14 protein-coding genes and 1 tRNA gene are annotated in these 12,854 nt (G+C 62.7%); 9 read left to right on the top strand and 6 right to left on the bottom strand.

Going from position 1 to position 12,854, the window contains the following annotated elements; all coding sequences use genetic code 11:
- Positions 1 to 20 precede the first annotated feature (20 nt).
- A complete protein-coding gene (locus VOI21_RS17300) occupies positions 21 to 284 on the bottom strand; it encodes an Arc family DNA-binding protein (RefSeq protein ID WP_323771207.1) in 264 nt (87 codons plus the stop codon).
- Positions 285 to 362: 78 nt separating this feature from the next.
- On the opposite strand from VOI21_RS17300, the gene VOI21_RS17305 reads away from it, so the two are divergent.
- Both VOI21_RS17305 and VOI21_RS17310 read left to right on the top strand, forming a co-directional pair.
- Entirely contained in the window at positions 363 to 554 is a 192-nt protein-coding gene (locus VOI21_RS17305; protein WP_323771208.1) for a hypothetical protein, read from the top strand.
- Positions 555 to 949: 395 nt separating this feature from the next.
- Positions 950 to 1,843 carry a site-specific integrase gene (locus tag VOI21_RS17310; RefSeq protein ID WP_323771209.1) on the top strand — a complete coding sequence of 298 codons (894 nt, stop codon included), beginning with the start codon at positions 950 to 952 and terminating at the stop codon, positions 1,841 to 1,843.
- 68 nt (positions 1,844 to 1,911) lie between these two features.
- Here the strand turns inward: VOI21_RS17310 and VOI21_RS17315 are convergent.
- Positions 1,912 to 1,985, bottom strand: a tRNA-Cys gene (locus VOI21_RS17315).
- Between the two features lie 172 nt (positions 1,986 to 2,157).
- Between VOI21_RS17315 and VOI21_RS17320 the strand changes: the two genes are divergently transcribed.
- From VOI21_RS17320 to VOI21_RS17330, 3 genes are all read left to right on the top strand, one after another.
- On the top strand, positions 2,158 to 2,811 hold the full coding sequence (locus VOI21_RS17320; protein WP_323771210.1) for a protein-L-isoaspartate O-methyltransferase: 654 nt from the start codon (positions 2,158 to 2,160) through the stop codon (positions 2,809 to 2,811).
- 69 nt (positions 2,812 to 2,880) lie between these two features.
- Complete coding sequence (locus VOI21_RS17325) at positions 2,881 to 4,284, top strand: TolC family outer membrane protein (RefSeq protein WP_323771211.1); 1,404 nt, start codon at positions 2,881 to 2,883, stop codon at positions 4,282 to 4,284.
- 73 nt (positions 4,285 to 4,357) lie between these two features.
- Positions 4,358 to 5,815 carry a hypothetical protein gene (locus VOI21_RS17330; protein ID WP_323771212.1) on the top strand — a complete coding sequence of 486 codons (1,458 nt, stop codon included), beginning with the start codon at positions 4,358 to 4,360 and terminating at the stop codon, positions 5,813 to 5,815.
- 107 nt (positions 5,816 to 5,922) lie between these two features.
- On the opposite strand, the gene VOI21_RS17335 is transcribed toward VOI21_RS17330, so the two are convergent.
- Positions 5,923 to 6,243, bottom strand: a complete 321-nt coding sequence (locus tag VOI21_RS17335; RefSeq protein ID WP_089280323.1) for a DUF6280 family protein — start codon at positions 6,241 to 6,243, stop codon at positions 5,923 to 5,925.
- A gap of 216 nt (positions 6,244 to 6,459) precedes the next feature.
- On the opposite strand from VOI21_RS17335, the gene efp reads away from it, so the two are divergent.
- Both efp and VOI21_RS17345 read left to right on the top strand, forming a co-directional pair.
- Positions 6,460 to 7,023, top strand: a complete 564-nt coding sequence (efp, locus tag VOI21_RS17340) for an elongation factor P (protein ID WP_323771213.1) — start codon at positions 6,460 to 6,462, stop codon at positions 7,021 to 7,023.
- Positions 7,024 to 7,115: 92 nt separating this feature from the next.
- A complete protein-coding gene (locus VOI21_RS17345) occupies positions 7,116 to 7,580 on the top strand; it encodes a GNAT family N-acetyltransferase (protein WP_323771214.1) in 465 nt (154 codons plus the stop codon).
- Between the two features lie 3 nt (positions 7,581 to 7,583).
- Here VOI21_RS17345 and VOI21_RS17350 read toward each other — a convergent pair whose 3' ends face one another.
- Entirely contained in the window at positions 7,584 to 8,321 is a 738-nt protein-coding gene (locus VOI21_RS17350) for a folate-binding protein (RefSeq protein ID WP_323771215.1), read from the bottom strand.
- Between the two features lie 60 nt (positions 8,322 to 8,381).
- Here VOI21_RS17350 and VOI21_RS17355 point away from each other — a divergent pair, with 60 nt between their 5' ends.
- Positions 8,382 to 9,059 carry a TIGR04283 family arsenosugar biosynthesis glycosyltransferase gene (locus VOI21_RS17355; RefSeq protein ID WP_323771216.1) on the top strand — a complete coding sequence of 226 codons (678 nt, stop codon included), beginning with the start codon at positions 8,382 to 8,384 and terminating at the stop codon, positions 9,057 to 9,059.
- Positions 9,060 to 9,063: 4 nt separating this feature from the next.
- On the opposite strand, the gene VOI21_RS17360 is transcribed toward VOI21_RS17355, so the two are convergent.
- Together VOI21_RS17360 and VOI21_RS17365 are read right to left on the bottom strand one after the other, a co-directional pair.
- A complete protein-coding gene (locus VOI21_RS17360) occupies positions 9,064 to 10,812 on the bottom strand; it encodes an ABC transporter ATP-binding protein (protein ID WP_416358984.1) in 1,749 nt (582 codons plus the stop codon).
- The gene (locus VOI21_RS17365; protein ID WP_323771217.1) at positions 10,805 to 11,518 is read right to left on the bottom strand and encodes a tyrosine-protein phosphatase; all 714 of its coding nucleotides are present in this window, start codon (positions 11,516 to 11,518) and stop codon (positions 10,805 to 10,807) included. The genes VOI21_RS17360 and VOI21_RS17365 overlap by 8 nt, the downstream gene beginning before the upstream one ends.
- Before the next feature lie 127 nt (positions 11,519 to 11,645).
- Between VOI21_RS17365 and VOI21_RS17370 the strand changes: the two genes are divergently transcribed.
- A complete protein-coding gene (locus VOI21_RS17370) occupies positions 11,646 to 12,842 on the top strand; it encodes a pyridoxal-phosphate-dependent aminotransferase family protein (protein WP_323771218.1) in 1,197 nt (398 codons plus the stop codon).
- Positions 12,843 to 12,854: the final 12 nt, after the last annotated feature.

Genomic DNA, 12,854 nt, shown 5'->3' on the forward strand with positions numbered 1-12,854 from the left:
CCTGAGCCTAGGAGCGAGTGTTACCACTCTTTGATGTAGCTATCGGGGTTCAGATGTCTGTCGTGTGATCGAACCATTTCCTCCAACTTCTCAATGCGGACCAGGGCGTCATCCAAGTTTTCTAGCGCGTTTTGATATTCATCATCTTCGGCGAAGGATTTTTCCAGCCTTGCGATGATCTCTGCAGTCACGCTCCGCCCGTTCGTTTCCGCAGCGACACCGAGCCGACCGCGGAGCGACGCAGGCATGTTAATTTTGAAAGGAATGTTTGCTGGTTCTCGCATAGTGCATGGATGATCCAAAATGGTCCTTGACGCAATGGTCTATTTTGGACCATTGTGGGTCCACAGGAGGAGAGGCTGATGGAAACCGAAAACAAGCATTTCAAGCTGAATGTACCGATCGATCTGTACGGTGAGTTGAAAAAGCTGGCAGTGCGAGAAAGCCGCTCCATGACGTCGCAGATAAACCTGATGCTCCGTCGGCAGTTGGGGGCCGAAGAGCACAAAAAGGCGGTTCTTTCGGCACAACCGCAAGCGGCTACGCGGCGCTGATGAAGTCTACGACGATACCCACAGCAAATTTGGCGTTCACGCCAAAGGAGGCAACATGGTAATGCTGGCGGTAGCTTGATGGCTAGCTCGCATACTAATGCCCAAAAAACCGCTGTTGCGCTTATTAGGGCAACAAAAGAGGCGGGATGGCCGCGTGCAAGATGTGAGGTGAAACCGGACGGTTCTGTAATCATCGTTGCCGGTACAGCCGACTTGGAGGATGAGGACGATTTTCTTGCCGGAGACCTAAGGATGGGCAAGTGACCAGAAAAGACCTTCCCACGTATGTCTATCTTGATCGGGGATACATCCGGTTCATTCGCCGGTCGCGCGCGCAATCGGTGATGATGAAAGAGGAACCGGGAACGCCGGAGTTTTGGGATCACTACAACCGGTTGCTCAAGGGCCGCGAACCTGTCCCGGCCAAGCGCAACTTCGAGGCGCTGATTCTTAGCTACTATGAAAGCGATGCGTTCAAGAAATTGAAGCCGCGCACCAAGGCCGATTACCGCAAATACATCGGTCATATTCGCGCGATCTGGGGCACGAAAGACCCTGCCAAGATCGAGACGCACCACGTCTATGAACTGCACCGCGCAAATGCCGAGCACTGGCGGCAAGCGAATTACCTGGTGCAAGTCATGGTGGTCCTGATGAACCATGCGCCGCTGATCGGTTTCCTAAAAAAAGAGCACGGCAACCCGGCCAAGGGCATTCCCCTTTTCAAACAGGAAAGCGACGGCTGGGAACCGTGGCCCGATGATGTGCGGGACGAGTTTGAAGCCATGGCAACACACCGCGCGCGGTTAGTTTATGAACTGTGCATCGGCACTGGCCAGCGGATCGGGGACATTCTGAAAATCCGCTGGGACCATATCAAAGACGGGGCCTATGACTTCACCCAAGGCAAGACCGACAAGTCGTTGTGGATACCCTTGACGGACCGTCTCAAGGCGCACTTGGGCGTGGTCGAGAAAAAGGGCCTGACAGTCATCACCGACAAGAGCGGGCGCCCGGTGCGCTATCGGACGGTTGCCGAGGAAATGCGCAAGGTGAAGGCGACGATGCAGCACCCCGAGGCGGCGAAGTACGTCACCCACGGGCTGCGCAAGAACGCGACAATCGAACTCTACCTAGCCGGATGCGACGACGAGATGGTGAAAGCCGTCACCGGTCATTCCGGCGTCGAGATGCTCAAAAAGTATGGAGGTCAGATCAGGCAAAGGGAACTCGCAACACGGGCGCAGGACGCCCGAAACCGCTTTGAACAGAACAGGAAGGAAACATGAATGTTTCAACACCTGTTTCAAAAATCGAGCAAGTGGAGAACTGACATGACGCAAGTCATTGAAAATATTGGAGGCGAGTACCGGAATCGAACCGGTGTACACGGATTTGCAATCCGCTGCGTAACCACTCCGCCAACTCGCCAGAGTGGCGGTCTGATTAGGCGCAACGGCGGCACCCGTCAAGCAGATATCTCTTAAGCACACCGCCGGGCCGAACGGTCACATTCGCCAAGTTTGCTGGCTTGGGTCATTGCCGCTGCGCAGCAGTTGTGGCACAACCCGTATCACAGGTTCTGAACGGAAGAGTTTAGTACATGACTGACTTTGCTACACGCCGCCGGATGATGGTCGACACGCAGGTGCGCCCGTCGGACGTTACCGAATTTCCGATCATCGATGCGATGCTCAATATCCCGCGTGAGGCCTTTGTGCCCCGCGACAAGGTCGAGGCCGCTTACGCCAGTGAGGACGTCGATCTGGGAGAGGGGCGGATCCTGCTGGACCCGCGTGTCTTTGCCAAGATGCTGGACGCTCTGAACCTCACCAACAGCGATCTCGTTCTCGATCTCGGGGCGGGGCTGGGCTATTCCTCTGCCGTGATCGCCCGCATCGCCGAGGCGGTTGTCGCGGTCGAGTCGGATGAGGCGCTGGCCACAGAGGCGCAGTCGCTGCTCAGCGACCATCATGCGGACAACGTGGTCCTGCACATGGGTCCGCTGGCCGATGGCGCGGACGAACATGGCCCCTATGATGCGATCCTCGTCGAAGGCGGGGTCGAGGTGCTCCCCGAGGCGATCGCGGCGCAGCTCAAGGATGGCGGGCGCATTGCCGTGATCTTCATGGAGAACGCGCTGGGCACCGTGCGGGTCGGCCACAAACTGGATGGCCAGATCACATGGCGCTATGCCTTCAACGGGACAGCCCCGGTGGTCAAGGGTTTTGAGAAAAAGGCTGAGTTCGCTCTCTGAGAAGAGCATGCGCAGTTGCAGGTGAACGGAATGATTGGAAAGCCGGTGCTGGGCAGGATTCGCAGAAACATGGCGCACGGGGCTGCCGGCCTCATGCTCTTGGCCGGAACGGTGTCGCCGGTCTGGGCCGATACCTTGGCCGAGGCGATGGAAGCCGCCTATATGAACAGCGGCCTGCTGGAGCAGAACCGGGCCACGCTGCGCGCCGCCGATGAAGACGTGGCGCAGGCCTTGGCCGAATTGCGGCCTGTGCTCAGCTGGACCGGAGAGGTCAAGCGCCAGTTCGGCTACGCCGGGCAAATCAGTTCCACCTCCGGCGCGTTTGTGCAGGGCGGCAGTGTCACCCAGACCGCCAGCATCAATCTGATCGCCGAGATTGTTCTCTATGCCGGGGGTCGCAACAAGCTGGCTCTTGATGCGACAAAGGAACAGGTGCTGGCCACCCGGGCAGAGCTGATCGCGATCGAACAGCAGGTGCTGCTGCGCGCGGCGGCGGCCTTTATGAACATCCGGCGTTATTCCGAAACCGTCAATCTGCGCGAAAACAACGTGCGCGTGATCCAGCAAGAGGTGCGCGCCGCCCGTGACCGGTTCGAAGTGGGCGAAGTGACCCGCACCGACGTGGCGCTGGCAGAGGCGCGACTGGCGGCGGCGCGCGCCGCTCTGGCCGCCGCGCAAGGCGACCTGCTGGTGGCGGGCGAAGAGTATCTTGCGGCGGTCGGCAAGGCCCCGCGCAACCTGATCAACCCGCGCTCACTGCCCAAACTGCCCGCAAGTGTCGCCGACGCCAAACGTCAGGCGTTGCGGCAACACCCGGAACTGACTGCCCAGCAACACGCTGTCACCGCAGCAGAAATTGCCATCCTGATTGCCGATGGTGCGAAAAAGCCCACGGTCAGCCTGCGTGGCAGCTATGGCTTCACAGAGGATCTGGATGACCGCGACTACTCGCGCGGCGGGTCGATCACGCTGGGCGCGCAGGGGCCGATCTATTCCGGCGGCGCGCTTGATTCGGCAGTCCGCAAATCCGTCGCCAACCGCGACGCCGCGCGCGGTCGTCTGCATGTTGTCCTGCGTGAGATTGAGCAGAACGTCGGTCAGGCCTATGCCAACCTGCGTGTCTCGCGGGCCAACCGCGCCTCTTTCGAAGAGCAGGTGCGGGCCGCTACGGTCGCTTTTCGCGGTGTCCGCGAAGAGGCCAAGCTGGGCGCACGGACCACGCTGGATGTGCTCGACGCCGAACAGGAACTTCTGGACGCCCGCGCCAGCCTGATTTCGTCGCAGGTCGATGAGGCCATCGCCTCTTATCAGGTGCTGTCCTCGCTTGGTTTGCTGACGGCAGAGGCGCTGCATCTCAACGTGCCGTCTTTCGACCCCGCAGCCTACTACAACATGGTCAAAACGGCACCGCGCGCCCGGTCAAAACAGGGGGCGGAACTGGACCGTGTCCTGAAGGCTCTGGGAAAAGAGTAGTTTTTTCTGCTTCTGTTGTGCGGGGACCTGTTTTGCGGGTACACTCTGCCCTGAGGCAAGAGTGGCAAGAACAATGTCAGATCCCGTTACAAACGTCGAAATAGAGGACGTCCTGTCGTCGATCCGTCGGCTGGTGTCCGAAGAAGAGCGTCCGCCGCGTGGCGCACAGCGCCCCGTTCCGGAACGGTTGGTCCTGTCGCCCGCTCTGCGCGTGCCAGAGGCGGTGGACCCGCCAACCGCTATGCCGGGCAAAGCGCGAGAGGCGCAGGCACCGATGGTTCTGACAGAACCCTCGGTCGCGCCGGTGACTCAAAACGCACCGCCGGTGGCAGACCCGGATGAGGACGCAACCCTTGTTCTGGGTGCAGAGGACGTCGCCGAAGGCGTGGCCTCTGACATCGCCGATTGGTCGGAAACGCGCGTTGCCGAAACCATTGATCCACCGGTAAATGAACCTGCGGCCATTGATCTTGTCGATACGCTGGATCTTGTCGGTGCCGTTGATCCTGTTGACCCGCATGGCGACCCGGACATGGACTTGGCCGACGTGGATACTGCGTCACCCGAAGTGGCGGAAACCGTCGCTGACCCGGATGAAACAGAGGTTCCCGACGATACCGCCGAAGAGGCCGACCAGATCGCCGCCCTTCGCGCCAGCCTGACGGGTATCCTCGTGCCCGATACGACGTCCGCACCTGCCGACGACGACGATCTGGACCCCGCCATCGCCACCGATGACGCCAAAGAACAAAGCGACCCGCTGGCTGCTGTTCAGACCGCTGACCAAGACGACGGCAAGGACATGGAACTCGACCGCAAGATCGCGGCCCTTGAACTGATGCTGGAGCGCCAGTCAAAAGACTGGGCCCCCACGACGCCCCTGTCAGAGACCCGCGCCGATCCGGACGGCGTGCCTGCGTCGAACACTGACGCGGACCAAAATGCCGATGCCCCCGATGCCGCCGAAGACGCTGCCACGGCGGTAGACCTCGCGGATGAGGGGCCACTGGCAGAGGACAGCGGTCCTGACCCCCTGATCGAAGAGATCGTAACGGCGGCGGCTCTGGCCACCCTCGCTGACCATGTCGCTGACACGGCAGAGACCGACGCGCCTGAGACCGACACGGCAGAGACCGACACACCTGAGACCTTGACCCTGTCATACCCGGTCGACACAGATCCGGACGGCACAGGCCCTGCTGACGAAGCCGCCAGCGCCGTGCCCGAGGATGCCATCAGCGCCGTGCCCGGCGAGGCGCGCCCGGCCTTTGTGCGCCACGCCCCGTCAGAGGCGCTCGACTGGGAAGACCACGCGCCACAGGCGGTGGCCGATCCCGACCCGGCACCAGACGCGCAACCGGAGCAGGCGACCGCCGTCGCGGAACTGAGCGAAGAGGCCCTGCAGGCCGTCGTGTCAGAGATCGTGCGACAAGAGCTGCAAGGCGCGCTGGGTGAACGGATCACCCGCAACGTGCGCAAGCTGGTGCGGCGCGAGATTCACCGCGTGCTCATGAGCAAGGATCTGGACTGATCCTCCTCGTCCGGCGCTGTGCCGCCGGACACCGACAATCCCAGCCCTGAAAAAGAAAAAACGCGCCCCTTGAGGGCGCGCATTTTCAAGTTCGGTCAGGGAATTGGTCAGGCGGCTTCGGCTTGCTGTGCTGCGTTGCGACGCTCGCTCTCTTCACGCGACAGCGCGACAGAGGTGCGAACACCTTTCGACACGAAATCCATCAGGCCGGACACGACACGCTCATTGGGGTCGATCCCGGCACAGCTCAAAACTTCGCGGCCATCGCGAGAGCGCGCCCAGCGGGCGATCTGCTCGGGGCCATTTCCATACTTCTTGTCGTCGGCGATTGCATCGTCGAGGGCAGCCAGCACCACAGCCGCAAACAGTTTGCGAGCGCGGTTACCCTGCTCAGCGTTGAACGCGGTGCTGTCAACGAAATCCTTCATGTTTCGACCTTTGATTATTGCTCTTGTGTTTTTAGGCGTGACGCGTGTTATGGCGCATTCGTTCCGATTCGGATACCCCGATGCTGCATATCACCTATGCAAAATTCGCATGACTTTCTGCAGGCGCAGCACGAGATACGTTGCCTTGCATGATAGCTGAACGCCAGATATAGGGACCGTCAATCAATCATCAACCTTTTGACACGGTTTTGCCCCATGCCAAAGATCAACGGTAACGAAATTCGCCCCGGTAACGTGCTGGAGCATAACGACGGTCTTTGGGTCGCCGTGAAGGTCGATCATGTAAAGCCCGGAAAAGGCGGTGCCTTTGCCCAGGTGGAAATGAAGAACCTGCGCAACGGTTCCAAATTGAACGAACGCTTCCGCAGCGCCGACAAGGTCGAGCGCGTGCGCCTCGAACAAAAGGACATGCAGTTCCTTTTTGAGACCGACGGGATGCTGACCTTCATGGACACCGAAACCTTTGATCAGGTCGAACTGCCCGCCGACATCCTTGGCGAGCGGCGTCCCTTCCTGCAGGACGGCATGACCATCGTCGTGGAATTCCACGACACCGAGGCGCTGAACGCCACGCTGCCGCAAAAGGTGGTCTGCAAAATCGTCGAGACAGAGCCGGTCGTCAAAGGCCAGACCGCTGCCAACAGCTTTAAACCCGCGGTTCTCGACAACGGTGTGCGCATCACGGTGCCGCCCTTTGTCGGTCAGGACGAAGACGTCGTCGTGAACACCGAAACCATGGAATATACCGAGCGCGCCTGACCACGGGGCCCGCGCGCAAATCCCCCGTTTTTGCCGGGGGTGACAACTGAACTGATCTAAGGCCTCCGGCGCATCGCCAGGAGGCCTTTTTGATGATCGACACCGCACATGACAGCGACATTCCCGCGCTGGCCGACATGCTCTACGCGCTGAACGCGCATCACGCCAGCGACGTGCCGGAACGGTTTCACACCGACGGCACCGGCGCGGCGCTGCAAAGCTTCTTTGCCGAAAAACTGGGGCAGGGGGCGCATGTCCTGCTGTACCGGACAGAGGGCGTGCCGCGCGGCTACCTGATGTGGCAGGCCATCGACACTGCCGCAACCGCGCTGGAACATCCAAGGCGGCAGGCCGTGCTGGATCACATCTACGTCCAGCCGATCTGGCGGCATCGTGGCCTTGCAGGCCGCCTGATCGCGCGGTTTGAACGCGACATCGCGGCGATGGGCTGCACCGGCTGGATCACCCGCGTCCATGCCTTCAACGCCCCCAGCGCGGCGCTGATGCGTGGCGCGGGGGCGCATTTGTCGGTAGAGGTCTATGAAAAGCGGCTCTGAGGTTCAGCCCCGCCAGTGGACCTTGGCCTCTCCTGCCAGCATGTCCTCACCCGCGCGGTCAAAGCGCAGGTAGGCAAGGCCAAAACCGCCGCCTTGGGTGAACAGCGTTCCGGCGATCTTTTCGCCGGACAGGATCTCGGTCCCCACCGGGGCCGTACCCTCGACCGCGACCCGTGCCAGACCTTTGCGCAGCTCCGTCTTGTGCTTCATCCGCGCGGTGACTTCCTGCCCGACATAACAACCCTTGCGGAAATCGACGCCGTTCAGCCGTTCAAAGCCGACCTCAAGGATAAAGGTATCGGGCGTCAGTTCGACACCCGCCTGCGGCACGCAGGCCGCCACCCGCAGCGCATCCCAATCCGCCGCGTCCCCCGGTTGACCGGCATAGCCGCGCCAGCCCAGCGACGGGTGGCGCGGGTCGGCAAAGGCCCCCTCGGGCGCGTCGCCCACACCCCGGCTGACCGCGATCTCGGTCTCTTCGATCTGGATCGGAGAGCGCAGCTTGTACATCATCAGGCGTTGTTTCAGCGCCGCCGCCTGACCGGCGTCGGCGTCGACCAACACGTCATTGCCATCGGGCACCAGAAAGAAGTCGGCCAGATACTTGCCCTGCGGCGTCAGCAACGCGGTATAGACCGCGCCGTGGTCCAGGCCGGCCACGTCATTGGTCACCAGCCCTTGCAGAAAATCGCGCGCCCCGGTGCCGCTGACCCGCAGAACCTTTCGGTTATCATCCGCCATTCGCTTTCCCTTTCGTCTTAGGGTCGCATATAGGCCCCTAGGCAACCTTCGAACAGGCCCATGCGCGCACCGATTTCCATTGTGATCCCCACCTTGAATGCAGGCGGCAGTCTGCCCGTCTGCCTTGGCAGCCTGTCCGAGGGGCTGCAAGCGGGACTGGTGCGCGACCTTGTGATCTCGGACGGCGGGTCCAGCGATGGCACCTTGGCCTTTGCCGAACAGGCAGGCGCGCGGATTGTTACCGGTCCCGCGTCGCGTGGCGGGCAGTTGCGGCGCGGCACGCAGGCGGCAGAGGGCAACTGGCTGCTGGTGCTGCATGCCGACACGCGACTGGCCGAGGGCTGGGCAGAGACCGTGACCGCTGCGCTATCGCAGCCCGGTGCCTATCATTTCCGCCTTGCCTTCGATGCCGCCGGGGGGATGCCCCGTTGCGTCGCAGGCTGGGCGAACCTGCGGTCGCATCTGTTCCGCTTGCCCTATGGCGATCAGGGTTTGCTGATCGACCGCGCCACGCTGGAGTCTGTGGGCGGCTACCCGGATATGCCACTGATGGAGGACGTTGCACTGGCTCGCCGCCTTGGCGCGCGGCTGCACCCGCTGCCTGCAACGGCGATCACCTCGGCGCAGAAGTATCAGCAACAGGGTTGGCTGCGGCGCGGGGCGCGGAACCTGACCACGCTGGCGCGCTATCTGGCCGGGGCCGACCCAGAGGCGCTGGCGCGGTCTTATCGCCGGTGACGCGCTACTGCGGCGCGTCGAACTGCAACTTGTACAGATCCGCATAGGCACCGCCCTGCGCGATCAGCGCGTCATGAGTGCCTTCCTCGACCACACGGCCTGCCGCCATCACCACGATCTTGTCGGCGTTGCGCACGGTCGACAGACGGTGCGCAATGACCAGCGTCGTGCGCCCCTGCGACAGTTGTTCCAGCGCGGCCTGCACCACGGCCTCTGACTGCGCGTCCAGCGCGCTGGTGGCCTCGTCCAGCAGCAGGATGGGCGTGTCCCGCAGCAGGGCGCGGGCAATCGCCACCCGCTGCCGCTGACCGCCCGACAGGCGCGATCCGCGCGGGCCGACCTGTGTCTCCAGCCCGGCCTCCAGCCGGGGCAGGAAATCCGCTACATGCGCGGCCTTCAGGGCGGCGTCCAGTTCCGCCTCACTTACGGTGCGGTCCAGCACAATATTGTCGCGCAGCGTCTCGTCGAACAGCAGCGCCTCCTGGCTGACGACAGAGATCATGCCGCGCAAGCTGCACAGTTTCATCGCCGCCACCGGCACGCCGCCAATGTCCACATCGCCGTCCTGCGCCTCTGCCATCCGGGTCAGCAGGTTGAACACGGTGGATTTCCCCGCGCCCGATGCCCCGACCAGCGCGGTGGTCTGCCCCGGTGCTGCGGTAAAGCTCAGCCCGCGCAGCACCTGAGTGTCGGCAAAGCGCAGATGGACATCGCGCAAAGAGATGCCCGGCACACCCTCGGGCGGGGCTACGGGGCTGTCGGGGTCACGCAGCCGCGGCTGCGTGTTCAGCATCTCGATGATCCGCTCGATACTGGCTGCCGCCACCTGCCACACGCCAGAGACCGCCCCCAGACGGCGCAGCGGTTCAAACGCCAGCCCGATCGCGGTAAAAAAGGCCATGAAATCGCCGACGGTCTTTTCGCCCGCCAGAATCTCGCTGCCGCCGAAATACAACACCCCGACAAAGCCGATCCCCGACATCAGGTCGATCAGACCGGGCAAGGACGCCTGACCCGCCGCCGACCGCGTCTCTGCGCGGATGCGCTGCCGCGTCAGATCGCGGTACTTCTTGCCCATCCAGCGTTCCAGCTGGTTCAGCTTGACCGGCGCAATCCCGTGAAACACCTCGTTCAGCCGCGTCGACAGCCGCGCCGCGATATCGCGCACGTGCCGCGCATTGCCCCGCACAAAGCGTTGCAGCAGCACCGAAGGCACAACCAGCAAAGGCGCGCCCACCAGCGCCACCAGCGTCCAGCGCCAGTCGATGACCAGCGCCACCCCGAACAACGAGATCAGCGCCACCACGTCGCGCCCGGCACCCGTCACCAACGTGTTCCAGACCTTGGCGATGGCGTTCACATCGCCCTCGACCCGCTGGATCAGATAGCCCGGCCCGTGGTCGTTGTGAAACTCCGGGTCCAGCGTCATTAGATGGTCCAGCATGTCCTGCCGGATATCGCCCATCGACATCTGGCTGACCCGCGTCAGCAGCACCTTCTGCACCACGCTGGCCACCGCCCGCACGGTAAAGATCCCCATGACCGCCAGCCCGACCCAGACCAGCGCATCGGCATTGCCGCCGACAAAGACATCGTCGAACATCGGCTTCATCATGTAGCTGAGCAGGCCGAACATGCTGCCCTCAAGCGCCATGAACAGCATCGCAATGGCCATCAACCCGGCGTAGCGCTTCAGGTAGCGCCGCCAGAGCCAGAGCAACAGCCGCCGCGGCACAGGGTCCGGTTCAGCCACCCATCAACTCCCGCGCGCAGTCGATCTCGGGGCGGCGGGCCTCCCATGCGGGCTGGATGGTCTTGGCGTGATATTCGGTGCGAATCCAGTCCTCGAACCCGATCTGGCCCAGTGTCAGGCGCGCCTCATAGACCCGCAGGATATAATCCTGCACCCCGGTCTTGGTGAAATCGAGGTGAATGTAGCGCAGGCTCAGCTGTTTCTTGGCAACCTCGATGGGCGCGTTCTCAAAGATTAGCAGGTACATGGCCGCGACGAACCCGGCCCTGTCGGCACCGGATTTACAGTGAAACATCATCGGCTTTTCGGCGGCCCGCAGCGCGTCGATGACGCCGACGATGCGTTTGCGCGGGGCCGCCTCACGCGCCCAGAGCTTGGCATCGACCAGTGTGATCCCCAACTGCTCAAGGCTTTCTTTCTCGAACAGGTAATGCGCGAACCGGTCCTCGCCGCGCAGGTTCACAACCGTCTTGATCCCCATCGCGGCATAGCGTTCGAACCGCCGGTGCGTCGGCTGGTTTGATCGGTACACCCCCGGTGCAATCTGAAAGAAGTTTGTCCACAGCACGCGCAGAAACGCGTGATCGAACAGATTGTAATGCAGCTTTGACCAACGCCGCGCCTCGGGCGTTGAAATATCCGTGCCGAAGGAGCGGCGCAGCTTGCGTTCCGCCTTGTCCAACCTGCTCCAGAGTTTTGCCAGCATGTGCGCGCGGATCCTCAGCGTTCCGGCGGGCGGTTTACGCGGCATTCGGCGGGCTGTCCAGCAAAGCGCGTCTTGACGGCAGGCCGCCGCCGGGTAACGTCGCGCCGCAACAGACAGGAGACCCCCGATGCCACTGTCCAATGGACGCCCCCACATGGCCCTGCCGGGTCCATCCATGATGCCCGACCGTGTGTTGCAGGCGATGCACCAACCCGCACCCGATATCTACGACCCAGAGCTGCACCAGATGATGGCCGGGATGGTGCCTGATCTTTGCGCCGTGGCGCGGACCAAGGGCCGCGTGGCGATGTATATCTGCAATGGCCACGGCGCGTGGGAGGCGGCCCTGTCCAACACCGTGGCCCCGGGCGACACCGTGCTGGTGCCGACCACCGGGCGCTTTGGCCACGGCTGGGCAGAGATGGCGCAGGGGTTGGGGGCCAATGTCGAAATCATCGAACACGGCCGCAAGGTGCCGATTGATCCCCAGCGTGTGCGCGCAGCGCTGGAGGCGGACAAGGGGCAAAGGATCAAGGCGGTTCTGGCGGTGCATGTGGACACCTCGTCCTCGGTCCGGTCGGACATCGCAAGTTTGCGCAAGGTCCTGGATGAGGTCGGCCATCCCGCCTTGCTGATGGTCGACTGCATCGCCTCGCTGGGCTGTGACAGGTTCGAGATGGACGCATGGGGGGCCGATGTGATGGTCACCGGCTCGCAAAAGGGGCTTATGGTGCCGCCGGGGCTGGGCTTTGTCTTTTTCAATGATCGCGCCGCCGACGTGCGCCGGGCCATGCCGCGTGTGTCACGCTACTGGGATTGGACCGCGCGGGCAGAGCCGGAAATGTTCTACCAGTTTTTTGGCGGCACCGCGCCCACGCATCACCTGTTCGGGCTGCGCGCGGCGCTGGACATGATCCACGAAGAGGGGATCGAAAACATCTGGGCGCGTCATGCCCGGCTGGCGCAGGCGCTCTGGGCCGCAGGAGAGGCGTGGTCCGCGGAGGGCCCCTTCGGACTGAACGTGGCAGAGCGCGCGCATCGCTCGCATGCGGTGACGGCGGCACAGCTTGGCGCGCCGCACGGCGACCGTCTGCGCGCATGGTGCCGCGATGAGGCGGGCGTGGTGCTGGGCATCGGTCTGGGTGTCGAAGACCCCGAAGATCCCACAAGTTCGGGCTATTTCCGCTTTGGCCATATGGGGCATGTGAATGCCCACGGAATGCTTGGCATGATCGGTGTGGTTGAGGCGGCCATGACCGCGCTGGACATCCCGCACGGGGGCGGGGCCGTGGATGCGGCGGTTGCTGCACTGACCGCCGCCTAAAGATCACTGCAC

The sequence above is a fragment of the Antarctobacter sp. genome (assembly GCF_034670325.1).
Lineage (GTDB): Bacteria > Pseudomonadota > Alphaproteobacteria > Rhodobacterales > Rhodobacteraceae > Antarctobacter.

Bases quoted from the DNA above. Each gene is read 5' to 3' on its own strand.
- VOI21_RS17300 (WP_323771207.1), bottom strand. From the start codon at position 284: ATGCGAGAACCAGCAAACATTCCTTTCAAAATTAACATGCCTGCGTCG.
- VOI21_RS17305 (WP_323771208.1), top strand. From the start codon at position 363: ATGGAAACCGAAAACAAGCATTTCAAGCTGAATGTACCGATCGATCTG.
- VOI21_RS17320 (WP_323771210.1), top strand. From the start codon at position 2,158: ATGACTGACTTTGCTACACGCCGCCGGATGATGGTCGACACGCAGGTG.
- VOI21_RS17325 (WP_323771211.1), top strand. From the start codon at position 2,881: ATGGCGCACGGGGCTGCCGGCCTCATGCTCTTGGCCGGAACGGTGTCG.
- VOI21_RS17330 (WP_323771212.1), top strand. From the start codon at position 4,358: ATGTCAGATCCCGTTACAAACGTCGAAATAGAGGACGTCCTGTCGTCG.
- VOI21_RS17335 (WP_089280323.1), bottom strand. From the start codon at position 6,243: ATGAAGGATTTCGTTGACAGCACCGCGTTCAACGCTGAGCAGGGTAAC.
- efp (WP_323771213.1), top strand. From the start codon at position 6,460: ATGCCAAAGATCAACGGTAACGAAATTCGCCCCGGTAACGTGCTGGAG.
- VOI21_RS17345 (WP_323771214.1), top strand. From the start codon at position 7,116: ATGATCGACACCGCACATGACAGCGACATTCCCGCGCTGGCCGACATG.
- VOI21_RS17350 (WP_323771215.1), bottom strand. From the start codon at position 8,321: ATGGCGGATGATAACCGAAAGGTTCTGCGGGTCAGCGGCACCGGGGCG.
- VOI21_RS17355 (WP_323771216.1), top strand. From the start codon at position 8,382: ATGCGCGCACCGATTTCCATTGTGATCCCCACCTTGAATGCAGGCGGC.
- VOI21_RS17365 (WP_323771217.1), bottom strand. From the start codon at position 11,518: ATGCTGGCAAAACTCTGGAGCAGGTTGGACAAGGCGGAACGCAAGCTG.
- VOI21_RS17370 (WP_323771218.1), top strand. From the start codon at position 11,646: ATGCCACTGTCCAATGGACGCCCCCACATGGCCCTGCCGGGTCCATCC.